At 67.1% G+C, this 24,939-nt stretch carries 23 protein-coding genes; 14 read left to right on the top strand and 9 right to left on the bottom strand.

The window, feature by feature from the left end:
* Nucleotides 1-30 precede the first annotated feature (30 nt).
* Entirely contained in the window at nt 31-1,425 is a 1,395-nt protein-coding gene (locus AB0K11_RS04230; protein WP_364972546.1) for a sulfatase, read from the bottom strand.
* Between the two features lie 332 nt (nt 1,426-1,757).
* Here AB0K11_RS04230 and AB0K11_RS04225 point away from each other — a divergent pair, with 332 nt between their 5' ends.
* From AB0K11_RS04225 to AB0K11_RS04180, 10 genes are all read left to right on the top strand, one after another.
* Nucleotides 1,758-2,558, top strand: a complete 801-nt coding sequence (locus AB0K11_RS04225; RefSeq protein WP_364972544.1) for an HPF/RaiA family ribosome-associated protein — start codon at nt 1,758-1,760, stop codon at nt 2,556-2,558.
* Nucleotides 2,559-2,685: 127 nt separating this feature from the next.
* Nucleotides 2,686-3,585: a universal stress protein gene (locus AB0K11_RS04220; RefSeq protein WP_364972541.1), complete on the top strand. Its 900-nt coding sequence runs from the start codon at nt 2,686-2,688 to the stop codon at nt 3,583-3,585.
* A 275-nt stretch (nt 3,586-3,860) separates the two neighbouring features.
* Complete coding sequence (locus tag AB0K11_RS04215) at nt 3,861-4,208, top strand: hypothetical protein (RefSeq protein WP_364972539.1); 348 nt, start codon at nt 3,861-3,863, stop codon at nt 4,206-4,208.
* Nucleotides 4,209-4,437: 229 nt separating this feature from the next.
* Nucleotides 4,438-5,211, top strand: a complete 774-nt coding sequence (locus AB0K11_RS04210) for a universal stress protein (protein WP_364972536.1) — start codon at nt 4,438-4,440, stop codon at nt 5,209-5,211.
* A 295-nt stretch (nt 5,212-5,506) separates the two neighbouring features.
* Nucleotides 5,507-7,177 carry a GAF domain-containing protein gene (locus tag AB0K11_RS04205; RefSeq protein WP_364972534.1) on the top strand — a complete coding sequence of 557 codons (1,671 nt, stop codon included), beginning with the start codon at nt 5,507-5,509 and terminating at the stop codon, nt 7,175-7,177.
* Between the two features lie 123 nt (nt 7,178-7,300).
* The gene (locus tag AB0K11_RS04200; RefSeq protein ID WP_364972531.1) at nt 7,301-8,173 is read left to right on the top strand and encodes a universal stress protein; all 873 of its coding nucleotides are present in this window, start codon (nt 7,301-7,303) and stop codon (nt 8,171-8,173) included.
* 4 nt (nt 8,174-8,177) lie between these two features.
* Entirely contained in the window at nt 8,178-9,080 is a 903-nt protein-coding gene (locus tag AB0K11_RS04195; protein WP_364972528.1) for a universal stress protein, read from the top strand.
* A 245-nt stretch (nt 9,081-9,325) separates the two neighbouring features.
* A complete protein-coding gene (locus AB0K11_RS04190) occupies nt 9,326-10,327 on the top strand; it encodes a zinc-binding alcohol dehydrogenase family protein (protein WP_364973719.1) in 1,002 nt (333 codons plus the stop codon).
* A gap of 89 nt (nt 10,328-10,416) precedes the next feature.
* The gene (gene fdxA / locus AB0K11_RS04185) at nt 10,417-10,770 is read left to right on the top strand and encodes a ferredoxin (RefSeq protein ID WP_364972526.1); all 354 of its coding nucleotides are present in this window, start codon (nt 10,417-10,419) and stop codon (nt 10,768-10,770) included.
* Nucleotides 10,771-11,283: 513 nt separating this feature from the next.
* Nucleotides 11,284-11,670: a hypothetical protein gene (locus AB0K11_RS04180; RefSeq protein ID WP_364972524.1), complete on the top strand. Its 387-nt coding sequence runs from the start codon at nt 11,284-11,286 to the stop codon at nt 11,668-11,670.
* Between the two features lie 9 nt (nt 11,671-11,679).
* On the opposite strand, the gene AB0K11_RS04175 is transcribed toward AB0K11_RS04180, so the two are convergent.
* The 6 genes from AB0K11_RS04175 to AB0K11_RS04150 all read right to left on the bottom strand — a co-directional run bounded on the left by AB0K11_RS04175 (nt 11,680) and on the right by AB0K11_RS04150 (nt 18,612).
* On the bottom strand, nt 11,680-12,558 hold the full coding sequence (locus AB0K11_RS04175) for a universal stress protein (RefSeq protein WP_364972522.1): 879 nt from the start codon (nt 12,556-12,558) through the stop codon (nt 11,680-11,682).
* Nucleotides 12,559-12,606: 48 nt separating this feature from the next.
* Nucleotides 12,607-13,962 carry an acyltransferase family protein gene (locus AB0K11_RS04170; RefSeq protein WP_364972519.1) on the bottom strand — a complete coding sequence of 452 codons (1,356 nt, stop codon included), beginning with the start codon at nt 13,960-13,962 and terminating at the stop codon, nt 12,607-12,609.
* A gap of 34 nt (nt 13,963-13,996) precedes the next feature.
* On the bottom strand, nt 13,997-14,995 hold the full coding sequence (locus tag AB0K11_RS04165) for a magnesium transporter (RefSeq protein WP_364972517.1): 999 nt from the start codon (nt 14,993-14,995) through the stop codon (nt 13,997-13,999).
* Between the two features lie 87 nt (nt 14,996-15,082).
* Nucleotides 15,083-15,973, bottom strand: coding sequence for a universal stress protein (locus tag AB0K11_RS04160; RefSeq protein WP_364972510.1), 891 nt, complete (start codon nt 15,971-15,973; stop codon nt 15,083-15,085).
* A 20-nt stretch (nt 15,974-15,993) separates the two neighbouring features.
* Nucleotides 15,994-17,058 (bottom strand): zinc-dependent alcohol dehydrogenase family protein, encoded by a 1,065-nt coding sequence (locus AB0K11_RS04155; RefSeq protein ID WP_364972507.1) that lies wholly within the window; start codon nt 17,056-17,058, stop codon nt 15,994-15,996.
* Between the two features lie 27 nt (nt 17,059-17,085).
* On the bottom strand, nt 17,086-18,612 hold the full coding sequence (locus AB0K11_RS04150; RefSeq protein ID WP_364972504.1) for an AAA family ATPase: 1,527 nt from the start codon (nt 18,610-18,612) through the stop codon (nt 17,086-17,088).
* 184 nt (nt 18,613-18,796) lie between these two features.
* Between AB0K11_RS04150 and AB0K11_RS04145 the strand changes: the two genes are divergently transcribed.
* From AB0K11_RS04145 to AB0K11_RS04130, 4 genes are all read left to right on the top strand, one after another.
* Nucleotides 18,797-19,774: an NAD(P)H nitroreductase gene (locus tag AB0K11_RS04145; protein WP_364972502.1), complete on the top strand. Its 978-nt coding sequence runs from the start codon at nt 18,797-18,799 to the stop codon at nt 19,772-19,774.
* 124 nt (nt 19,775-19,898) lie between these two features.
* The gene (locus tag AB0K11_RS04140; RefSeq protein WP_364972500.1) at nt 19,899-20,768 is read left to right on the top strand and encodes a universal stress protein; all 870 of its coding nucleotides are present in this window, start codon (nt 19,899-19,901) and stop codon (nt 20,766-20,768) included.
* A gap of 71 nt (nt 20,769-20,839) precedes the next feature.
* Entirely contained in the window at nt 20,840-21,490 is a 651-nt protein-coding gene (locus AB0K11_RS04135) for a response regulator transcription factor (RefSeq protein WP_364972497.1), read from the top strand.
* Between the two features lie 55 nt (nt 21,491-21,545).
* Entirely contained in the window at nt 21,546-23,267 is a 1,722-nt protein-coding gene (locus AB0K11_RS04130; RefSeq protein ID WP_364972494.1) for a GAF domain-containing sensor histidine kinase, read from the top strand.
* 18 nt (nt 23,268-23,285) lie between these two features.
* Here AB0K11_RS04130 and AB0K11_RS04125 read toward each other — a convergent pair whose 3' ends face one another.
* Nucleotides 23,286-24,173 carry a universal stress protein gene (locus tag AB0K11_RS04125; protein ID WP_364972492.1) on the bottom strand — a complete coding sequence of 296 codons (888 nt, stop codon included), beginning with the start codon at nt 24,171-24,173 and terminating at the stop codon, nt 23,286-23,288.
* A gap of 82 nt (nt 24,174-24,255) precedes the next feature.
* Complete coding sequence (locus tag AB0K11_RS04120) at nt 24,256-24,756, bottom strand: hypothetical protein (protein ID WP_364972489.1); 501 nt, start codon at nt 24,754-24,756, stop codon at nt 24,256-24,258.
* Nucleotides 24,757-24,939 lie beyond the last annotated feature (183 nt).

The raw sequence follows: 24,939 nt of genomic DNA, 5'->3' as shown, positions 1-24,939 counted from the left end.
ACACACGCTGCGGATGCGGGAAGGTCGTGCTCAGCCGGTCAGCTGGCGCATGCCGCGTTGGAGCCCCAGGGGTGAGTCGTCCGTCGGCTCCAGGCCCAAGACCAACTGAGATTCTTCGACATAGCTCGCGGTGCGCATGACCAGGAGGTGGCGGCCGGCCAGGTCCGAGGGGCATACATCACCGATGGCTTCTCGCCACACGTGCAGTCGGACGGCGAGCGCCTCGGCGAGTTCCTCTATGCCCCTTGTGATCTCGCCGGTCAGCAGGTTGTCCAGTTCAGCGGGGTCGCCGGTCAGGTCGTAGAGTTCGCGCACCGGGCGAGGTCCCGTGACCAGCGAGGCGACGGCTTGTCCGGACGGACTGTCCGCGATGTCGCGCGGCAGGTCGACCAGTTGACGCGGGGCGAGATTCTCGATGTAGCAGAAGTCGTCGGTGCGGATCGCGCGAATAGGGTCGAACGTGTCGTGGAAGGTCTTCTCCGTGAACACCTCGTTGCGGACGGCGATGGTGTCCGAGGGGTGGCTCAGCAGGTTCCGGGCATGGGAGAGGCCTTCCACGTCGGGGGGAATGTCGATGCGGAGCAGCTCGAGCAAGGTCGGCACCAGATCGACTCCACTGAAGAGTTCGTGGTATCGGCGCGGTGGCACGCCCATTCGTGTCGGTGGGCGGACGATCAGGGCGATCTCAGTGCCTGCGTCGTACAGCATGCCTTTCGCCCGCGGGAAGGGCGCGCCGTGGTCGCTGAAGAACACCACCCACGTGTTCCGGTCCAATCCGTCGGCTGCCAGCGCATCCAGCAGACGGCCGACCGCCGCGTCCGCCACCGCGATGGCGCCGTAGAAGTCCGCGATGTCCGCGCGTACCTGTGGCAGGTCCGGCAGATAGTCGGGCACCGTGACGTCCTCGAGCGGTGCAGGCGCGTATCGGTCATGTGGCCAGGGCCGGTGCGTTTCGAAGAACCCCGCCGTCAGCATCCACGGGCTCCGCTTCGCCCGTGCGCCACGGTCGGCCAGCCACTCCTGAGCTCTCGACACGACATGGTCGCAGTGCGCGTCCGACACGTCGAACTCGTCGAAGCCCAGCCGTGCAGGATGCGATGTCTCATGCTGCATCCCAACCAGCGCCGAGTACCAACCCGCGTCGTGAAGTATCTGAGGAAGCGTACGGACTCCGCGCCGATATTCGAAGCCGTGGTGTGCGAGTCCGATCAAGCCGTTGCTGTGTGGGTAACGTCCGGTGAACAGCGCGCCGCGCGACGGCGAGCACTGTGGCGCAACGGCGAAGGCGTTGGTAAAGAGGATGCTCTCGGCGGCCAGCCGATCGAGTCGGGGGCTGTGTACGCCTCGGCGGCCGTACGCCCCGAGCCAACGTCCGGTGTCGTGCCAATGGACGATGAGCACATTGTCGGCGTGGTGATCGGCCATGGCGTCAAGCATGCAGTACCTGTCAGGCGGCGACCGCCACATCGACCGACAGACGTTCGGCGATCGCATTGCCGGCGGTCGAGCGGGGCAAGCAAATCCGCGACGCGGACTTTCGACCCAGCCCCTAGGGAAATAGTGCTCTTCTCGTCCGGCGCCGTCCGGGGTCACGATCGCACCGAGGAAAGGGGCTTTCCATGAGAGCCGAGGTCGGCGACTGGCTGGTGCTCGGGACACAGAGATAAATCGACATGATCACCGCGGGTTTATCACGGAGGCGCCAACCATGACTTTGGACCCTAACCGCCGCTGAAACCACGGCGTAGCAATGCATCATGGGCCACAGAACAGAACTGCCGCCGGCTTCCCGCGTCGAGGTGACGAGCCGTTGTGAGATTCCGGGGGCCGCCGACTACGCCCGCATCAAGATCGGCGAACTCTCCCGCCTCACGCACCGACCGGTGCTGCAGGCATGTGTGAAGTTGACCAGGCACCCGGATCCCGCGGTGAGTCGACCCGTGGTCGCGCAGGCGATGCTCGACGTCGACGGCCGGCTGGTGCGGGCTCAAGTGGAGGGTTCGACGGCCCGCGAGGCGATCGACCGGCTCCAGGCGAAGATGCGTCGGCAGCTCGAGCGGATCGATCGCGGGCATGCGCGCCGCCGCGAACACGCTGTGGCGGAGATGCGGGATGCCTCGCGTCCCAGGTTGACCGAGCATCGACCGGGACATGTCACCCGCCCTCCCGGAGAGCGTCGAATCGTCAGGCGCAAGTCGTTCGCGATGGCGCCGTGCACGATCGACGAGGCCGTGGACGAGATGGATCTGTTGGACTACGACTTCCACCTGTTCACTGAGATGCATTCGAGCGCTGCGGGGGTCGTGTACCGAAGCGGACCCACAGGCCTGCGTGTGACGATGGTGGCACCTGCACTGGCGGATCAGCTCGGACCGATCACCAACCCGGTGACCTTCAGCCCGCAGCCCACTCCCTGCCTGACCGAGGAAGCGGCGATCGACCGGATCGAGCTGCTGGGACTGCCCTTCCTGTTCTACATCGATGCCGCCCAAGGCCGCGCGAGCCTGCTGTATCGCCGCGTCGACGGTCACTTCGGAGTGATCGCGCCCGCGGGGTGACACCGGGCAGGGCAACCCGCGGGTGAGGGTCCTTTGGCTCCCCCGTTCGAGACAAACGCCTCCATCGGCGCGGACGCCGCGCTCGTAGCGTCGTCGGCAGATGCACAACAAAGCAGGGGAGTGACCGATGTCCGAACTGATCGAGCCGAATGGAGTCGTCGTCGGGGTGGACGGATCGCCGTCATCTCACGTCGCGGTGCGGTGGGCGGCCCACGAGGCGAGCATGCGTCACGTTCCGCTCACCGTCGTCCACGCGGTGTCCTCCTTCGCGTTCCCGGCCTCGACCCTGGCGTGGCCGACCGGCCAGATTCCCGACGAAGTCTTCGAGATCCAGGAGAACGACGCCCGCCAAATCGTCGCCGACGCGATCGCGGTGGCCGAGGAAGCGGTGGAAGGCGACCTCCTCGAGGTCAGCGGGGAACATCTGCACGGCGGAGCCGTGCCCTCACTGGTCGATCTGTCGAAAGAGGCGCAACTGCTCGTCATCGGATCTCGTGGCCGCAGCGGGCGCCATCACCGGCTGCTCGGGTCGGTCAGCACAGGCCTGATCTATCACGCGCACTGCCCCGTGGCAGTGATCCACGACGAGATGCCGTCGACGACGGCATGGGCTCAGCGACCAGTGGTGGTCGGGATCGACGGATCGCGTGCGTCGGAGTCCGCCACAGCGATCGCGTTCGATCAGGCGTCCCGGCGGGGAGTCGACCTCATCGCACTACATGCGTGGAGCGATGCGGATCTGTCGCCGCTGGGCGCCTTCGAGATAGCGACACTGCAGAATTCGGCGGACCGGGTCCTCGCCGAAGCCATCGCGGGATGGCAGGAACGCTATCCCGACGTCACCGTTCACCGGATCGTGGAGTTCGACACGCCGGCACGTGAGCTGCTCGAGCAGGCCGAGCGGGCACAGCTGGTCGTCGTCGGCAGTCATGGCCGCGGAGGTTTCGCCGGCATGCTGCTCGGTTCGGTCGGCAACGCGGTGGCACAGGCTGCCCATGTGCCGGTGATCGTCGTACGTCCGCGCTGAGCTTGGCACCCAAGACGCGCTCTCGGTGCTGCGAACGACGCCGCGAACGACGCTGTGACATCCGGTTCTCACCGACCGGTGCGGACGCCCAGTTCGGGCGCATCGCGGCGGGTTTGGGTGATCGCCACCCGGAGAACGAGTTCGAGACCGGCCCGCGCCGATTCTCCTACCTACTCTTGCGTGTCGATTCGGAGACGTCTGCGAGCGGCTAGATCGCTGAGATGAGTGACCTTCTACCCTCGCAGGCCGGGACGAATCAGGGAAGCATTACGGCTGTGACGACACCCGTATCCGAACGCGTCACCGCTATTCGTATGTTCACGGTTCCGCATCGTCACGTCGGCTTCGAGTTGGTGGGCGAGTATGCCACCGTCGCCGCGCAGTGGGAGCGGTTTCGTTTACTGGAACAGCAGGACTCCGCGCTTGCCGACGAGGGGCATTTTCTTCGGCTGAGCGCGCTTCTGCAGAGGCTTTCGAAGGACCTCGGTCTGCGAACCTGCACGTTGAACTATGGGGATGCCGCCGACGATGTCTTGGGTATTACTGATCGGCGTGGGTTTCTTCCCGGTGATCTGGGAACGGGAGCCTGGCATGAATCCACGGAAGTCTGGTGCCACGAATGACCGCCACACAAAAAGCCCTACATCACCGACCGACTTCACTGATTTGATGCAGATCCTCGCCCACCCGGCCGGGCTCCGGCGGCGTGACGCGCTGATGGCGTAAGACCGTCGGCGGCCAACCGGGGAACAATGGCCCCATCGGGACCGTCGGGATCGTCGTAGCGTCGAATCGTTAACCAAGTCGGAGGTGAAAACGATGAGCATTGCAGGACAACGGTCGTCGGTACTGGTGGGTGTCGACGGCTCCGATGCGGGCATCGCTGCCGCACTGTGGGCCGTGGATGAAGCGGTCACCAGAGACGTTCCGCTGCTGCTGATGAGCGTGATCAAGGCGACCCACCCAACGCCGGACGATTACTACGAGGACGTCCACCACGCGGAGGCCGCGCTGAGCGCAGCGCAGAAAGCGGTGGAGTCCACCGGACAGCCCGTGAAGCTGGAGACCGCCGTCGCGTCGGGACAACCTGCGGGAGTGCTCATTGCTCGCTCTTCAGACGCACACATGGTGTGTGTCGGCTCGGCCGGCATCGACGGCTTCACCCGCTCGATACTGGGGTCTACTGCAGCAGATCTCGCCGAGAAGGCTCAGTGCCCGGTGGCAGTGATTCGTCCACCGCGCGACGACCCGTCCGGCGCCACCGCGTGGATCGTCGTGCCCTTCGAGAACGCGCCGGCAGACGACGCGGTCATCGAACAGGCGATGCGGGAGGCCAAGCTCCGCCGACTTCCGGTTCTGCTGCTGGGCAGAAAAATCCGCCCGACCGATGCCCACGATGCCCTCGGCCGGGTGGTCGAGGGACTTCGGTCGCAGCATCCCGACGTGCACGTCTACCCGATCTCGGACCGTGCCGATATCGCCCGGTTTCTCCGTGAACACGACGATCCTTTCCGCCTGGCCGTCATCGGCGGTGCCGACGCGAAGGAAGTGCCGCGGATCCTCGGTGCCCACGACCACCCGGGTTCCCCGTCTCACGGTGTGTCCGTTCTCGTCGTGCGGCCCTGACCGGTGCGTCGTGTCGCCTTGGCCGGTTGACGGGCGGGTAGCCGAGCCCTGGGGCATCTGGCTCGATCTAGAAGCGCCCGCCGAAGGGTCGGAATTGCACAGGTAAGACGCCCGTCTGCGCGCCTGAGGGGCGTACGATGAATGCCTGACTAGTAGCCGGCGTTCGCGCGCCGCGCACTCGAAGCGGTCGTTGTCGTCCTCGCCTCCCTGCTGGTCATGGGGAGAGGTTGTGGAGACGGTGAACGACATACTCGGTCCGGCCCTTGGGACATGCAGGCCCGATGATCTACGCCGGATGCATGAGCAACTCGATGAGCTGGTCGCCGACCGCGCCGAAATGGCTCACCTGGTCGACGTCGTACTCGAAATCGGTTCTGAACTGGACCTCGACGCGACGCTTGAACACATCGTCAGAGCTGCGAAGGTCATGACCGGAGGCCGCTACGGGGCGATTGGGGTCTGGGGCGCAGACGAAATTCTTTCAGCTTTCGTGCACGATGGGATCGGTGAGCCATCGGCGCAAGCCGTCCGGGAGTCGCCGGTGAGCAAAGGCCTGTTCGGGTTGCTCCACAACCCGTCAGAGCCGCTGCGCGTGGCGGATCTGGCCACGGATCCGGCCGCGGCCGGTCTTCCCGAGAAACACCCGCTGATGCGCTCCTTCCTAGGGATGCCGATCGCGATACGTGGTGAGCAGTTCGGCGCTCTCTACGTCGCCGACGAACGCCCCGGCCATGAATTCACCGCATCCGACGAGCTCGCCGTTCGAGCTTTGGCGTCGGCCGCCGCAGTCGCGATTGACAACGCGCGGCTCTTCGACCAGACGCGGGCCGCGGCGCGCTGGACCAGCGCCAGCCGGGAGATCATGGCCGCGTTGCTGTCGGACGCCGATCCCGATATGCGACCACTGCGCGTCATCGCAAGTCGGGCAATGGAACTCGCCGACGCCGAACAGGCGATCGTACTCATTCCCGGCGACCCGGAGCAACCCGCCGCTGACGTCGACACTCTGGTGGTCTCCGCAGCGGTCGGTCGATGTTCCAACGAGGTTCTTGGAAAGGCAGTCCCGGTCGAGGGATCAACGACAGGCGCAGTGTTCCGGTCAGGGAAACCCTTCATCACCGAGACATTCCGGCGTCCAATCGAGGCATTCACCGATGTTGGTGGACGACCAGCCATCGTGGTGCCGCTGCGCTCCGAGCAACGTGCGCTCGGCGTCCTCATCGTCGCTCGCAGCGCCGGCGCTCCGCGTTTTGATGACAGCTACTTGGAACTGGTCCGGGACTTCGGAGATCATGCAGCGATCGCGCTCACCGTCGCCGGTGCGAGACACTTCACCGCCGAGATGGCGATGGTCGCCGATAGAGAGAGGATTGCCCACGATCTGCACGACCAGGTCATCCAGCGAGTTTTCGCGGTGGGAATGGACCTCCAGGGCGTTGTCGCGCGGGTACGAGACCGGGATTTGGCCGCACGGGTCACCCGTTCGGTCGACGAATTGCGGGCCGTGGTGACAGACATCCGCTCGACGATCTTCGATCTGCAGCACCCCAACGAGGCGCACGGTGGATTCGCCAAGCGCGTCCACGAGACATTCGCCCGACTGACCGAGGATCGCGAGGTGGCCGCGACGCTCGTACTCTCCGGCCCGGTGACCGTCATCCATCCGTCGCTGGCCGACCAGGCGGAAGCCGTTCTCGTCGAAGCGCTGAGCAACGCGGTCCGGCACTCCGGCGCCCGGTCGATCGCCGTCGAGGTCACCGTCGACGACGTTCTCACACTTGACATCTCCGATGACGGCTGCGGCATAGCGCATGGCACCCCACGGCGCAGCGGCTTGGCCAACCTGGCAAGCCGCGCGCAGGAGTTGGGCGGCGACTTCACGGTCACCGATCTGTCCGCGGGGGGCACCAGGCTCATCTGGTGTGCACCACTCGTCGCTCTCGACCCGTCGCCTGCAGGCTGGTGAGAGGTGGTCACGTGTGTGACGAAAGGCCCTACGAACCCGGACTATTGCCCGTTGAACCGGTAGGGCGCCTCCCTCTAGCGTCGGCGGAGTGCCGCAGGATCAATTCAACCGGAAGTCTTCGCCATGCATAACGTCGCCGATCCGGTAGTGGTCGGTGTCGACGGAGGCAGGGCAGCGTTGTCCGCGGCCATATGGTCAGTCGACGAGGCGGTCGGCCGGGAAACGTCGTTGAGGTTGGTGACGGTCGTGGACCCAGGCCTCATGGACGTCGACATCGCACTCTCGACGGCGCGATATGCGTTGCAATCGGCAGTCGAAGGGATACGGGCCGAGAATCACACGGTCCGAGTGCAGTGTTGCGTCACCCTCGGGGATGTCACCAATGTGTTGATCGACGAATCGCGCCGGGCAGCGATTCTGTGTCTTGGAGCAGACGGGGTCGATCCGTCACCTCTAGGGAACCGGCTTCCGAACGCTAGTTTGCTCGTAGGGGCGGCATTGTCACCGGTGGCGCTGGTGGACCGCGTCCGACACCGTTATGCGGCTCCGGCCGATCGCTGGGTTGTCGCCCTCCTCGGCCATCCAGGAAGTGCCGCCACCGTTCTGCGCGCGGCGATCACCGAGACACGGCTGCGGCGCGCCGCGCTCATGGCGCTCACCCCGCCCGGACAGGACGCCGACGAATACATTACGGGGATATATGGATCCGCCGAATGGGCCGCAGAGGGCGACCTGGAGATCTGGGCGATGCCGGGGGTCGACGATGTACTGGGCATTGTGGCGCAGTGCCCCGAATTGCAGCACGTCATCGTGGTGAGTGCCGATGACATCTGTGTGCTCGGCCAACTCATCAGCGCAATCAGCGATCCGGTGCATGCGGGAACCAACTCCTCACTGTTGGTGGTGCCGCGTCCGCGTTCCCGCCACGCCTCTTTCGACACCGGTGTGAGTCTCGTCGACGCACTCGGCGTCCGCGGGGTGCAGACGTGCGGCTGAGCCGGTGAACGTCCATGCCGACGACCTGCCTGCACCAGAGCTGGGGGCTCGACCGATCGTGGTCGGCGTCGACGGGTCACCGCCATCGGATGCCGCGCTGCGCTGGGCCGTCGCAGAAGCGGAATTGCGCAACCTTCCACTCAGCGTGGTGCACACCGTCGCCATGGCAGCGGTCGCCACGTCGGCGTTGATCTGGCCAGCCGGCCCCGTGCCTGAGCAAGTGCTCGAGTCCCGGGAGAGCGACGGACGAAGGTGCATCGGCGACGCGCTGGCCACGATCGGAGACCGGCGAAAGGTCGACAGCGCGTTGTTGTTCGGCAATCCCGTTGCGACGATCTCCGAGTACTCGAGTGATGCGGAGATGCTGGTGGTGGGAAGCCGTGGCCAGACCGGGATCCGCAGCCTGCTCGGGTCGGTGAGTGCCGGGCTGATCAGGCATGCGCACTGCCCGGTGGCCGTCGTTCACGACGGGGGGGTGGCAAGCGCGGACGCGGCGGCACGGCCGGTGCTGGTGGGCATCGACGGCTCGGTCGCCTCCGAACGAGCGACGGCGATCGCCTTCGACGAGGCCTCTCGGCGTCACACGACGCTGCTCGCATTACACGTGTGCAGTGACGCCGAAACGGCGCCCGGCGTCGGTTCGAATTGGACGACGATGCAGTCCGCGGCGGAACGGACGCTCGCCCAGCGCCTGGCCCGTTGGCGGGAACGGTATCCCGACGTGATCGTCCAATCAGCAATCGAATTCGAGCACCCGATCCGCCATCTCCTGGAGAGGTCCGAGCGCAGTCAGCTCGTCGTCGTCGGCAGCCATGGCCGCGGGGGCTTCACGGCAATGGTCATCGGGTCGGTCGGCGCCGCCGTGGCCGCGGCAGCCCGCGTCCCGGTCATCGTCGCTCGGCACTGATCCATCCGCACCTACACCCGGGCCGTCGACCGCCAGCCGGGGTGCTCTGGGCCTTACGACGGCGCGCCGCCGGATGATTAACGTCGAACAAGCCCGCGTGCCCGCGTGGGTCAGCGAACTTTTCGAAGGAGCACAGACATGACCGAATCGAGTGATGAAGGCAAGGAGTGGACGGTCGGCGTGTGCGTCGACGAGTGCGCCGTCACTCATGAGCCGGCGACCGGCTTGACGTGAGCGCGACCACGATGCGTGCCTGGCGCGTCCGCACGCCGGCGCCGATGAGGAACCATCCGCTCGAGTCGGTCGTGACCGCTGTGCCGGAACCCGCCGACGGAGAGCTTCTCATCGGCGTCCGCGCCTGCGGTGTGTGCCGGACCGACCTCCATGTCGCCGAGGGAGACCTGCCCGTACACCGCCCGCATGTCACTCCGGGCCACGAAGTGGTGGGTGAGGTCGTCGCCGTGGGCCCGGGTGTCGGAGAGGGATTCGCGCTGGGCGACCGCGTAGGAGTGGCCTGGCTCAGGCACACGTGCGGGCACTGCCGATTCTGCCTACGCGGGCGGGAGAACCTGTGTCCGGACTCCCGCTACACCGGGTGGGATGCCGACGGCGGTTATGCTGAATTCCTCACTGCTCCTGCAGCGTTCGTGCATCGACTGCCTGTGGGGTATTCCGACGAGGAGTTGGCGCCGTTGTTGTGTGCGGGCATCATCGGCTATCGATCGTTGTTGCGCGCCGAGCTGCCCCCCGGTGGGCGTCTGGGTCTCTACGGCTTCGGCGGAAGTGCCCACATCACCGCGCAGGTGGCGATCGCGCAGGGCGCCGAGGTGCACGTGATGACGCGCGGTGCGGAAGCGCGGGAACTGGCGTTGTCGTTGGGCGCGGCATCAGCTCAGGGCTCGAGCGATGCGCCCCCGGTGAAGCTGGACGCGGCGATACTCTTCGCACCGGTGGGTGACCTGGTACTGCCCGCGCTGGAGGCGCTGGACCGTGGCGGAACCCTTGCCGTCGCCGGCATCCATCTCAGCGACATACCGGTGCTGAACTACCAACGCCACCTGTTCCAGGAGAGGCAGTCGCGTTCTGTGACCTCGAATACACGCGTAGACGCAAGGGAGTTCCTCGACTTCGCCGGCCGGCACCGCGTCGAGGTGACCGCCATCCGGTATCCGCTCGGCCGGGCCGACGATGCCCTGGCTGCGTTGAGTGCGGGGCGTATCGCCGGCGCGGCGGTGCTGACGACGTGAGGCGTCTCCACTCGTGGGGGACCAAAGTCACCGCCCTGCGGTGTCATTCGGCCGCGGCGCGAGCGATGTCGACTTCCTAGCCTGGTGGCATGACCTATGTGATCGGATCGGCTTGCGTCGACGTGATGGACAAGTCGTGTGTGCAGGAATGTCCGGTGGACTGCATCTACGAGGGTGCGCGGTCGCTGTACATCCACCCGGACGAATGCGTCGACTGTGGTGCCTGCAAGCTGATATGCCGGGTGGATGCCATCGAGTACGAAACCGACCTTCCTGCAGACTCAGTCGCTCATCTTGCAGACAACGCGGCGTTCTTCGCCACCGTCCTGCCCGGGCGCGACCGGCCGCTGGGCTCGCCGGGTGGCGCACATCTGCTGGGCCGCGTCGGAGTCGACACTCCTCTGGTGGCCGCGATACCAAGCAAGGCCGAGCCAGGCCACTGATCGCATCTCCCGACTTCTGTCGACCCTGCGCGCTCGCGGCCTCGACGACAGCCCAGCTCGATTCGGTTCAGGACCACTGAGCCCCGAGACCCAGGACCAACGGCCCTGACGTTTCTTTCGCCGCCTTTCTAGCGTTGAAGGTGATCGCATGCCCAGCGAAAAGGGAGAGTCATGGACCGGCCTAGTGCAGCGATGTTCATATCAGGGGTGACCGCTGTGACGGCCGTCCTGAGCACGTTCATCGTCTCGCGGTCCTCGAAGTGATCGGGTCCGGGGTGTCCGGTAGCAGCACGCACAGCTGAATCGGTGCCGGCGGCGACAACGCCGCTCGATGTCCTGACGAGATGTGATGGCGGAACCGGTCGAGAATGCCTGGTACCGAACGGGGCGGGTGTTGACCGCCCTGGTGGTCGTCATTGGGGTGATCGCTGTTGTCGTCTGCGTGCTGAAACTGGTGAATGGAACGGATGAGCCCATCAACGCCTCGTCGTCCAATCCGCCGGCGATACAACAGTGGTGGTCGACCGCTCTTCGGCCTTTTCGGAATTGCAGGGTGCAATCGATGCCACGCAACGCGCCGTCATGCATCTCGACGGGCCAAACCTGCGGACCGCCTGCCACCGGATGCACGATGCCGCGGCGGTCGGCATGCCCGCACACCTTCCCGCACCTGATCGGGACGTGAATGCCGAACTCGCTGCGTCTGCAGAGGACGCCCACACTGCCGCGCACATGTGCCTGGCCGTCGCCGAGAAGTCGCCGAACACTGACGACGCCGAGTTCATCTCTCATTTGGACCTGGCGGACGAACACGTCAAGGCTGCCGTGGCGGGCGTCAATCGGCTCATGGTGGGACAGACGTGGCGAATGGCCCGGGTCGAGCGGTCGCAGCCGCGATGACTTCAGGTGTCAGGACTGCCTGGCGACGATCACCGGGATCGAGGCGGCCTGCACCACCGCTGTGCTGACCGACCCGAGCAAAACGCTTGCCACGCCGCCATGGCCGTGACTGCCGACGATCAGTAGCTGCGCGTCCTGCGAGCGTTCCACCAGGCGGCGCGCGGGTTGATCGGGGACGGTCTCGCGGTGCACCGTTACACCGGGATAGCGCTCCTGCCACGCGGCCAGCCGGTCAGACATGTGGAGGTCGACCTTGGCGCGCAGGTGCTCCCAGTCGGTCTGGGGGAATTCGAAGGCCCCCGGGGACCACCATGCATGCATCGCAATGAGGTCGACGCCACGTCGGCTCGCCTCTTCGAACGCAAGCTCGGTGGCCGTCTTGTTGGCCGGTGACCCGTCGAACCCCAGCAGTACGGGCGCACCCGCCGCAGTTTTCGTCGGTGCGTCGTCGTGGATCACGCCCACCGGGCAGTGGGCGCGATGCACGAGTGCCGTGCTGACCGACCCGAGCACGGTCCTGGCCAAGGCCCCGCGACCGCGCGATCCGACCACCACCATCGCCGCGGTTCTCGACCGGTCCACCAGGGCTGCGGCGGGCGACATGAACGCATACTCCGTCGTCACCGGAACCGCACCGTGGGTGAGTTCCTTGGCGGTCTGGCGGGCGTCCTCGAGGATGTCGTGGCCGGTCTGAGCGAGCCAATCCATCAGTCCCGGCGGAACCCCTGCTCCCGGCCAGACACCGGCAGGCGGGGGAGTGGTGTACACGAGTACCAGTGGCATCGTCCGCAACTCGGCCTCGCGTGCCGCCCACTCGAGTGCTGGCTGCGAGGACGGCGAATCATCTACGCCCACAGCAATGTACGGACCTGACGGTGAGCTCGTCATCGTGTGCCCCTTTCGTTGATCTGACACTAAGACCTGCTGAGCAGAGAGCTATAGGGACCTTTGACCCCGAAGCGACGGACCAACAGAAGGGTGCGCCACCGTCCTGACCGAACGGCGAGCGCCGACAGGCTGCAACGCCACCAGCGCGACACCGGCGACGAAGAGCAGCACGAGGAGGACGGGAAAGCGTCCGTCGGAGGTGAATCCGTTCGCGGCGAGGCGCGACAACCCGATCGTCGCCGCGACGGCACCGAGGAGGAGCGCGGGTGCGGCGAAGCGCCGCGGAAGCGCAACCGGAACGGTACGAAGCGGCGCGGCGAACCAGGACCGACCGAACCACAGCAGGGTCAACTCCGCTGCGGTGACGACGACAAGGACGGCCAACCACGCCAGCCGAGCGAGCCACCATCCCCCTGACCCGAGGGGAGGTTGGTGCAGCAGTCCCGTCGGGTAGGCGATCAACGAGACGATGACGACGGGCACCATGTGCCACAGGTAGAGCATCATCACGTTGCGGTTCGCGATCGCGACTGGCGCACGCAGCCGGGAGTGTCGCAACCAGCGGCTGATGGCCGGCGCCACCGCGATGACCAGACCGGCCTGGGCGACCGCGAACACCACCATGGCGATGGTGGGCGGGGTGGTGTTCTTCACGGCCGCACCGGTGACGCCGACCATGCTCACCGGGTAGGGGCCGGGCCCCACGAGAAGCGCCAGAGCCACAGCGGCACTCGCGAACAGCACCAGCGGCCTGCGCCGCTGCAACGCGCCACCGTGCCAGGCGACCCCGATCTGGAAGACGGCCGCCCAGCACAGCAGATAGTTGACGGCGCCGAGATGGGGGAGCCACCCGGCGAAGCTCGCGGCGTCGACCGCTGCGACGGCTGCTGCCGGCACGGCGACCGCCGTCAAGCCCCATCGCTGTTGTGCGGCAACGGCGATGGGGGTGAGGGCCACGACGATCAGGTAGATCGGTATGAACCACAGGTGCAGGGCCACCGCCCAGCCGCCGAACGCCACCTGCGACGGACTGACCCCGGAGACGACGAGTGCTGCGATCACGGCGAGCACTGCCGCCACGTAGACGGTGGTCGGGCCGAGCGTCCGTGTCACGCGCTGGCGAAGCCAGCCATACCAGGCGACGTCGTCGGCGCCGCGCGCGCAGGCCCAGGAGGCCGCGTTGGCGTATCCGGCGACCACGAAGAACACCGGCACCACCTGGAAGATCAGCGTCAACCACTGGGTCCAGGGCAGGTCGGCGAGCACGTCGTCGTTGCCGAACTGCCCGTCCCTGAAGTACACCGACGCGGCGAGCCAGTGTCCGATCACGATGACGACGGCGGCGCACACCCGGTAGAAGTCCGCGGAGAGTTCGCGCTCGGTGGGTTTCCGAGTCATGTCCATACGATTCGCCAACCGATCTCGTCGATGTGATGGGTCATCCGAGCAGCAGGGCCACTGCACCGAAGTAGAGGACGATGGACAGCAGATCCTGGACCACGGTGGCCAGCGGGCCGGAACCGAAGGCCGGGTCCTTGCCGAGGCGGTTCAGTACCCACGGCAGCACAAGCGCCACGACGGTGGCCACGGTGCTGGCGCCGACCACGGCGATGGAAACCGCAAGCGCGAGCGCCGCGTCGCCCGTCATCAAGGTCGCCACCGGCATGATGAGGCCGCCGAGGACGACGCCCATCAGCAGGCCGGTGAGGGCTTCGCGACCCGCAATTCGGCGGATGCCGATGTCGACGGACAGCCCGCGGATCGCCAACGTCTCGGTCTGCGTTCCGACGGCGTCGGCGAGGTACACGATGCCCGGCAGGAAGTACGCCACCGCAAGGTTCGCCGTGAGCTGGTCTTCGAAGGCCGTCATCAGGACGGCCGATGCCATGGCGCCGAGCAGACCGAGCAGCAGCCAGGGAAGCCGGTGCCACAACCGCCTTCTCACCGATTCGACACTCGTCGACCGCGCCGACTCGACGCCCGCCACGAAGCCACCCAGCCGCGCCAAGTCTTCATCGTGCTCCTGCAACAGAACCCTGAGCAGTTCTTGCGGCGACACCAGGCCACGGAAGCGTCCGTCGGCGTCGACGACCGCGAGGCCGGGCTCCGCGCGCTGCAGAGCGCGCCAGGCCGCATGCTCCTGATCGGTGTCCGGGGCCACCACCGGCGTCGTGGGGTCCATCACGTCGCACACGCGGGCCCCCTCGGCTGCACCGAACATCCGCTCGATGGTCACGACGCCTGCCAGCCGCTCGCCGTCGACGACCGCAACCGCAGCGGCGGAGTCGAACTGCCGACCACGCATGGCGTCGAGCACGTCGGAGACCGGCGCATCGCGTGGCGCGATCGGTACCCGCGACGAGGCGTGCGAGAGCGCCCGGTCGGAGGGGCCGAGGATCTCCCTCGTCACGGGTGCGGACTCAGCGGGGGCTGTCATAGCTCGACCTCACCGCCTCGTCGACTGCCCACAACGCGGCTTCCAATGCCGCGCCCGAGCCGTCGACACCGACCACCACCGGTAGGGTCACGACCCCTTCTCGGGACGGCAGACCACCACGGGAACGAAGCTGTGGTGTAACAAGTTCAGGCTCGTCGACCCGAGCAACGTCGCCGACACGACGTTGGTGCGGTGATCACCGACCACGACGAGCTGCGCATCGGTGCAGCGGTCGAGCAGCACACTGCTCGGTTTACCGACCTCGACGAAATACTCGACGCGCACCCGCGGGTATCGCTGCTGCCACGGCTTCACCGCGGCACGGAGAAGCGCCCATTCCGCGGTCTCTATCGCCGCCCAGTCGATCAGGTAGGGGAAGGTCACCTGGTCACCCCCCAAGCCGGTCGACCAGCTGTGCACCGCCCTGACCGGGGCGCCGAAAAGGTCCGCGAAATCGAAAGCGGATGCGAGCGCAGCTGTTCCGGCCGCCGTGCCGTCGACGCCCACCACCACCGGTGCCTTGCTGGGTTGCGGGACGTCACGCCACACCACCGCCGGGCACTGCGCGTGCGTCGACACGGCGAGCGACGTCGATCCCAGCAACAGCGCCACGGCACGGTTCACGTCGTCGCAACCGACGACGATCAATCCGGCGGTACGGCTGAGCCGGATCAGCGCCTGATCCGCGGGCTCGGACACCACCTCGACGTCGACGGTGAGGTCCGGGAAGCGCTCCGCGACAGTGTCTCGGGCGATCGTCAGGAACTTCTCCGCAGCCGCGTGGTGGTCGGCGGCGGCGGCCGCCTTGATGGCGATGATTGCGGCATCGGAGATGAAATGCCCGGCCGTGGAGGTGGAGTGCAGCAGATGCAGTGGCGAGCCGCGGCGGGTGGCGACAGCCGCCGCCCACTGTACGGCGCGCAGACTGCCGTCGGATCCGTCGATTCCCACGACGATCGGGAGCGTGTTCTCGGGCATGGCTAATCCTTTGCGCTGGTCTACTTCTCGGGGTGGGGTGTGGTGGGCGCGGTCAGCAGCACCTTTAGTGCGCCGGTGTCGGCGGGCCTGCTGAAGACGTCGTAGGCCAGGTCGAACTCGTCCAAGCCGAAGTGGTGGGTGATCATCGGTGAGGTGTCGATCTGGTGGGCGGCCATCAGCGCGATCAGCCTCGGCGTGGAATGGGTGTCCACCAGACCGGTCGTGATGGTGAGGTTCTTGATCCAGATGTCCTCGAGGTGAAGTGTGGCCGGCGCGCCGTGCACGCCGATGTTGGCCACATGTCCGCCGGGACGCACCAGTGTGACGGCCTGCTCGAAGGTCGCGGGCACGCCGACCGCTTCCATCGCCACGTCGGCGCCGAGGCCGCCGGTCAGGTCGTCGATGACGGCCCGTGCATCCTGCGATGCCGAATCGACCACCACATCGGCGCCCAGCCGCTTCGCCGCGTCGAGGCGACTCTGGGCCACGTCGATCACGACGATGTGTGACGGGCTGTAGAGGCGGGCGGTGAGCACCGCGGCCAGCCCGATGGGGCCGGCGCCGACGATGGCCACCACGTCGCCGGGGCGAACCCCCGCGTTGAGCACGCCGACCTCGTAGGACGTGGGCAGGATGTCGGCGAGCATCACCATCTGGTCATCGGTCACCCCGGCGGGGATCCTGTGTGTGGAGTTGTCGGCGAACGGCACACGGACGTACTCGGCTTGGGTGCCGTCGATGAGATGGCCGAGAATCCAGCCGCCACCGCCGAGGCACTGTCCGTACTGACCGTCGCGGCAGTACCGGCAGCTGCCGCAGGCGGAGATGCACGACACGAGCACGCGGTCACCGACGGTGAGCTTGGCCACCGCCGCGCCGGTCTCGACCACGGTGCCGACCGCCTCGTGGCCCAGGATTCGGCCCGTCGACACCTCCGGCACGTCGCCTTTGAGGATGTGCAGGTCGGTGCCGCAGATCGTGACCGCCTCGACACGCACGATCACGTCGGTCGCGTCCTTGATCGCCGGGTCGGGAACCTCTTCCCACGAGCGCCGTCCGGGACCGTGATAGACCATGGCGTGCATTGCAATTGCTCCTGATTCGTGTTGCGGTCAGATCGCCAGACAGCAGATCTGTTGCGCTTCGGCGACGGACTCAGCCAGCGGTCTGCCGGTGTCGACCGTGTGCGCGCCGGGCCAGGCTCGTCCGGCGAGCTGTTCTGCGAGCTGCGGTGTGGCATCCGAGGTCGTCGGACCGCGTTGCGTGATGCGGTGCTGTGCCGTCGATAGTTCTGTACCGCAGGCGAATTCGGTGAACGTGGCTGATGTTCGCTCGGCGACCCGTCGTGCTCTGACTCGCTGCTCGGGGTCGCGCCAGGTTCCGTCGAGAATCACCGACTCGCCCTGCGACAGTAGATCGCTCGCGCGGCGTAGCACCGCCTCGTAGACGGCTGTCACATTACCCGGTGCGTACAAGCCGACGTCGAGATCACCGGCCTGTCCGCCGATCGCCCCGGCCTGCTGGAGTTCGTGGCGAACATCGTCGGTGGAGATCACCCGCGCCCCGCTCGACTGGCCGAGCGCCTTCGACAGGGTGGTCTTGCCCGTACCGGGGCCGCCGCCGACGATGACGAGCCGCACATTCGCCGCACGCAGATGCCTCGCGGCGAGGTCGAGGTGCCACCGGGCGTCGGCTGCGGAGCCAGTGCGGCCCTGACGCACCCGGATGCAGTCCACCTTGGCGCGCACGACGGCCCGGTAGGCGATGTAGAAGTCGATCAGCGAGCGTGGCGGCGTGTCGCCGGCCCGTTCGAGATAACAGTCGAGGAAGTACTCGGCCAGCTCCCGCCGGCCCAGGAACTCGAGATCCATCGCGAGGAAAGCGGCATCGTCGACGCCGTCGACGAACCGCAGCTGATCATCGAATTCGAGGCAGTCCAGCGGCACCGGGCCGTCTGCCGTGCAGAAGACATCGTCGGTCGACAAGTCGCCGTGGCCGTCGACAATGCGGCGCGCCCGGATGCGGCCGGCGAACAACTCGGCACGCCCGTCGAGGTAGCGCATGGACAGCCGCCTGACCTCGTCGACGGTGCCCCGGGAGAGGATCGAGTCGGTGTAGCGGGTGAGTTCTGCGAGATTCTCCTGCCAGCGCTTCCGGGTCTGCAGCACGGTCGCACAGGCGTCGATGGTGTCGGACCGACCGGCACCGGCGTGGAAGCGCGCCAAGATTCCTGCCAGGGCCGCGAGGTGGGGCTCCGCCGGCTCGCCGCACAGGACGATCGCCCGCAGCCGTTGTCGATCGGGATAACGCCGCATCACGATGATCGGCTCGGCCACCGCTCGACCGGGGACATCGAGATGCGCCACACCAAGGTAGCTGTCCGGCGCCATCCGCCTGTTGAGTTCGACTTCTCGGGCACAGACCTTTTCGCGTCGTTCGGGCGTGCTGAAATCGAGGAAATCCGTGACCACCGGCTTCTTGATCTTGAACGCCTCAGCGCCGAGCAGGACGACGACGCCGGTGTGGGTTTCGTGAATCTCGGCATCGGCATCGGCATCGGCATCGGCATCGGCATCGGTGGCGGGTTCGGGCGGGTCGGCGCGGGCCGGGGTGACCGCCGTCGTGGGCGTCGTCGTCATGAGTCGATGTTCGTGCCGTCGCGTAACGGACCGCAGCGGCCATCGGACCCCTCACCCGGTCGGAAGGTCCCGAGTCACCGAGGCCGAAAGTCACCTCCCCCGCACAAGGGGACAAAGGACCCTTCCGCTCGGCGATCGCCGGCGGTCACCGTGAGGCAAAGCGGGCAGAGGAAGGCCGAACAGCATGCGAACACAACCAGAGATCGGGGTACTCGAGGACGCCGTTGAACTGGCGTGCCGGGCGCCGTCGGTGCACAACAGCCAGCCGTGGCGCTGGGTCGCCGACCGTGACGGGTTGCAGCTGTTCCTCGACGCCGGCCGGCTGGTGGCGACCGACCGGTCCGGCCGGGAAGCGCTGCTGAGTTGTGGTGCGGTGCTCGACCACCTCCGGGTCAGCTTGGCGGCCAGCGGCTGGATCAGCCACGTCGACCGGTACCCGAACCCCAACGACAGCACCCACCTGGCGTCGATCGACTTCTCCCCGATGTCCTATGCGACCGAGGCGCACCGACTGCGCGCCGGCGCCATCCTGCGGCGCCGCACCGACCGGCTGCCCTTCGGTCCGCCGCCGAATTGGGAATCGCTGGAGACGTTGCTGCGCAGCGCAATCGATGAGTCGGTGGCCATGCTCGACGTCGTCGCGGACACCGCGCGTCCCCGGCTCGCCGAGGCCTCCAGACTCAGTGAGTCGCTGCGGCTCTACGACTCGGACTATCACGCCGAACTCGAGTGGTGGACCGGGTCCTTCGGGGGCGCAGACGGCATACCCAATGGTTCGCTGGTGTCGACAGCCGAAAGTGATCGAGTCGACGTCGGTCGCGTCTTCCCGGCGAGCAACCACCACCGGGAGCGGCGGCTGAGCGTGCCGGAGGACCGGTCGACGGTGCTGGTGATCTCCGCACATGGTGACAGCAGACGCGACGTGCTCGGTTGCGGAGAGACGTTGTCGCAGATCCTGCTCGAGGCGACGATGGCGGGAATGGCGACATGCACGTTGAGTCATCTCACAGAGGTCGCGGTCAGCCGGGACATCATCGCCACGCTGGTCGGCCGTGAGAACCCGCAGGTGCTCATCCGGATCGGGGTGACGCCGGCGCTCGACGACACCCCGCCGCCGACACCCCGGCGCCACCTGAGCGACGTGCTGGAGATCCGCCGGTGAGTACGCCCTTCAAGACGTTGCAGCAGGGGACCACCGTCGCCTCAGCGGGGACCTTCGGCTCTAAACGAGTGGCCTCGTCCGCCAATACCGTCGACGCAACGATCACGCGAACGTAGGAGAAACCATGAATCATGACCGGCCGATGCCGTCCCCGGCGGTGGTCGTCGGCATCGACGGCTCGTGCGCGGCGGTGACCGCCGCGCTGTGGGCGGTCGACGAGGCGGTCAGCCGCGACATCCCGTTGCGGCTGTTGTACGCCGTGACTCCACGGACGTCGCTGCCGGACCCCCATCAGGCGGCCCGCGACCTCGCCACCGCCGAGGTCGCGGTGCAGGAGGCGGTGATGGCGGTGGAGTCGCTGGAGCAGCCGGTCAAGGTCGAGGTGCAGATCGTCCAGGACCGTCCCGAACATGCGCTGACGGCGGCATCCCGGTCGGCCACCATGGTGTGCCTCGGCGCGCTCGGGCGGGACCACATCACGGGACGGCGCGTCGGTTCGGTCGCAGCGTCCCTCGCGCGAACCGCGCACTGCGAGGTCGCCATCATCCGGCACCACGACCCGACGCCGCGAAGCCCCGGCTGGGTGGTCGCTGAGGTCGATGACTCCCCGGGAAGCACCAGGGTGCTCGAACGCGCGCTCGAGGAAGCCGACCTGCGCAGGGCTCCGGTGCGGGTGCTCACCACGTGGCAGGCCCGCTACACCGACATCCACGACCCGCGCGCGGTCGCGGACATCAACCGGCTGACCCGGGCGCATTTGGAGCAGCGACTGGGACGGTCGCGCCGGTTGCATCCCGATCTGCAGGTCGAGGCGGTGGCGGCCCGCGGTACGACGATCAATTATCTTGCCGCGCATGCCGATCGGATTCAACTGATCGTGGTGGCCCAGGAGCGGCGCTCCGGCTTGGCAGAGGTGGCCGGGCCCGCCGCACACGCCGCACTGCACGACACCGACTGCTCCGTGTTGATCTGCGAACGGCACGGCGCCCTGTGACGCTGGGCATACTGTCTGAAGGACAGTCAATTCCGGCAGTCGGCTCCACCCCCACACCCGAGAGGGCGGCCATGGTCTCCGTGTTCCTCGTCGACGACCACGAAGTGGTCCGCCGCGGTCTGATCGATCTCCTCAGCGCCGACCCCGAGCTGGACGTGATCGGAGAGGCCGGATCGGTCTCCGAGGCGCTGGCCCGTATCCCGGCACTGAACCCCGATGTCGCGGTGCTCGACGTGCGGCTGCCCGACGGCAACGGCATCGAACTCTGCCGTGAGCTGCTGTCCCGGCTGCCGGACCTGAGGTGCCTGATGCTCACGTCGTTCACGTCCGACGAAGCGATGCTCGACGCGATCCTGGCCGGTGCGAGCGGCTACGTCGTTAAGGACATCAAGGGTATGGAGCTGGCGAAGGCGATCAAGGAGGTGGGCGCGGGCCGCTCGCTGCTCGACAACCGGGCCGCGGCGGCGCTGATGGCCAAGCTCCGAGGCAACGCGGAACGCGCGGATCCGCTGTCCGGGCTGAGCGATCAGGAGCGGGTGCTGCTCGATTTGCTCGGGGAGGGGCTCACGAACAAGCAGATCGCCGCGCGGATGTTCCTGGCGGAAAAGACGGTGAAGAACTACGTGTCGCGGCTGCTGGCGAAGCTGGGAATGGAACGCCGCACGCAGGCAGCCGTGTTCGTGTCGAAACTCGACCGCCCGCAGCGCCCCACCGACGACTGATCGTTCGTTTCTCGGATACGTGTCGCTGTCGAACGTGCGGTGGGACACTGGCCGGATGGCGGATACGCCCCCTGCTGGTGACCGCGGAGTCCGGCCGATCCGAGAGACGTTGTCGCAGTTACGGCTGCGCGAATTGCTGGGCGAGGTGCGTGACCGCGTCGAGGAGATCGTCGAGAACCGCGACCGGTTGGACGGCCTGGTCGACGCGATGCTCATCGTCACCGCCGGTCTCGATCTGGACGCCACCCTGAAGACGATCGTGCACACGGCGATCGAACTCATCGACGCGCGGTACGGCGCACTCGGCGTGCGCGGTCACGACCACGAACTGATCGAGTTCATCTACGAGGGTATCGACGAGCCGACGAGGAAGAAGATCGGTCCGCTGCCTCAAGGGCGGGGTGTGCTCGGCGTGCTCATCGACGATCCGCAGCCGATCCGGCTGACGAACATCCACGACCATCCGGCGTCGGTCGGCTTCCCGGCTAATCATCCGCCGATGGGCGCCTTCCTTGGCGTGCCGATCCGCATCCGCGACGAGGTGTACGGCAACCTCTACCTGACGGAGAAAGCTTCCGGCCTGCCGTTCAGCGAAGACGACGTAGTTCTGACCCAGGCGCTGGCCGCCGCGGCCGGCATCGCCATCGACAACGCCCGGCTCTTCGAGCAGTCCCGCACGAGGCAGGCCTGGATCGAGGCCACCCGGGACATCGGCACCGAACTGCTCGGCGGCGCCGATCCGGGCCGGGTGTTCCGCCTGGTAGCGGAGGAGTCGCTCAAGCTGATCGACGCCGACGTTGCCTTCGTCGCCGTGCCCTCGGATGTAGAGGCGCCGCTGAGCGACGTCGAACAGCTCATGATCGTCGAAGCGACGGGCCACACCCGGCTGGACGCGGCGGACGCGGCACCCATATCCGTGGCCGGCACCGTGATCGGCGAGGCGTTCCGGACGCGGACGCCGCGTCTGGTGCACGCCATCGACGGGCAGATCGACGTCATCGACGATGCCGGGCCGGCACTCGTCCTACCGATGCGGACCACCGACACGGTGGTCGGGGTGGCCGTGCTGCTGCGCCGAGCGGGCAGGCAGGCGTTCACCGTCGAGCAGTTGGAGATGATCGGCGCCTTCGTCGATCAGGCCGCCCTGGCGTGGCAGCTCGCCACCGCTCAGCGCCAGATCCACGAGCTCGATGTGCTGACCGACCGGGACCGCATCGCGCGCGACCTCCACGACCACGTGATCCAACGGTTGTTCGCCGTCGGCCTCGCCCTGCAGGGCACCATCCCCCGAGCCCGGGTCCCCGAAGTGCAGAGCCGGCTCACCGAGTGCGTGGACGATCTCCAGAACGTCATCCAGGAGATCCGCACCGCCATCTTCGACCTGCACGGCGGTGCGCCGGGCGGCACCCGGCTGCGGCAACGGCTGGACGAGACCGTCGCCCAGTTCGCGATTGCGGAGTTACGGACCACCGTGCAGTACGTCGGCCCACTGTCGGTGGTGGGCCACGAACTCGCCGACCATGCCGAGGCGGTGGTGCGCGAGGCGGTGAGCAACGCGGTGCGGCACTCGGGCGCAACCGAACTCACCGTGCTGGTCAAGGTGGAGGACGATCTGCGCATCGAGGTCGTCGACAACGGTTCCGGCTTCGAGGGTCCCCTCACCGAGAGTGGATTGGCGAACCTGCGCCGCCGCGCCGAGGAGTCCGGCGGCCACTGCACGATCGGACCTGCGGACGGCGGAGGCACCGTCCTGCTGTGGTCGGCGCCGCTGACGTGAAGCCTGGCGGTCGGGCCGTCAGGACGCCCGCGCCACAATCACCGGCATACGAGCGGACTGAACCACGGCCGAGCTGATTGACCCGAGCACCATTCCGGCGAAGCCGCCACGGCCGTTGCTGCCGACGACCACGAGTTGCGCTGCTTCCGACTGTTCGAGCAGTTGATGCGCCGGGTGGTCGTGGACGAGAACCCGCTTCACGTCGACGTCGGGGTAGCGCTCCTGCCAGCCCGCGAGTCGCTCGGCAAGCACCTCGGCGCGCGGTTCGACGGCGGCGAACGCCGCGTCCGGGAGGGCGTAGCAGGCCGGATCAGTCCAGGCGTGCACCGCAACCAGATCGATACCGCGTCTCGACGCCTCGTCGAACGCGATCGCGGTGGCACGCTCCGATGCCGGAGAGCCGTCGATACCGACCACCACCGGCGCCCGGTCGGGATGTGGCATCAGTGGGTCTTCGTCATGGATCACGGCGACCGGGCAGTGCGCATGATGCACCAGTCCGGAACTGACCGACCCCAGCAGTACCCGGCCCACCTTGCCCATGCCCCGGCTGCCGACCACCACCATCTGAGCATCCTTGGAGAGGTCGACCAGCGTCGACACCACGTTGCCCGCGACGGCGCGTTCCTCGATGGCGACAGTGTCCCCGCCGGCCATGGCGGCTTCGGCCACCGTCTTCGCATCGGCGAGGATGTCTCGACTGTGCTGCTCGGCGAACCGCCAGAAGTCCTCGGACACCGGCACGTCGAGCCACATGTTCACGTCGACGCCCTGCCGGGCGTGCACCAAGGTCAGAGGAACGTTGTGCAAGGCGGCGTCGCGGGCCGCCCAGTCGACCGCCACCTTGGCCGCCGGCGACCCGTCGACACCGACGATGATCCCGTGATCTGTTGTGTTGTCGGACATGTCATCTCCTCATGCGTGAAGGCACATCGCCGATCGATGTGCCTGTTGACGGTCGGGGCCGCGATGTTCGTTGGCTCCGGTGTCAGGGCCGTCGGCTGGCGCGACCGCCGTCGTCGGTCAGGGTCTCCAGCTCGCGTTCCCAACGGGCACAGCGGACCGTGTCGAGCCGCCGGTGGAGCACGAGTAGGGTGACGCCGGCGACGCCGAGCACGCCGAACCACAGCAGGACCGCGATGCCGATGGCCTCACCGGCGGCCCGCTCGTTCGTCGGGGGCCCCTGGATCCGGTCACCGCGGGCATCGACCCAGATGGTCACCGTCTCACCGGACTTCAGCCTCCTCGGCGACGGGATATCGTCCGTGTGATTGCTGCCCGCGGCGTTCCATCGGACCGCTGCGACGTGAGCCAGGCTGTTGGGTAGCACGACCACCCTGCTGTCCTCGACAACCGTGGCAGTGAGGAGGTGGCTGCTCTTCGCCTCATCCGCGTACTCGCGGGACTTCGTGTCGTACACGTCCGTGCCCACTGCGCCGGCGATCGCGATGAAGCCGAACGACAGCACGGCGAGCACCAGCACCGCCACCGGTTCAATTCGGTCTACGGCCCGGATCAGAGGATTTCGGCCGAAGACACGGGTGAATCCATCGACCGAGGGCAACGGCGACTCGTCGTACATCGTCAATCCTCCCGGATTCGATTGATGCCGGTGATCAGGTTGCTTCGCATCATCCGCCGTGCGCCTGGCCGACGGCGAGAGCCGGATGTC

Origin of the sequence: Mycobacterium sp. NPDC050551, assembly GCF_040674075.1 — a bacterium.
In the GTDB taxonomy this organism is placed as follows: Bacteria; Actinomycetota; Actinomycetes; order Mycobacteriales; family Mycobacteriaceae; genus Mycobacterium.
This window is presented reverse-complemented; position numbering and strand designations above follow the sequence as displayed.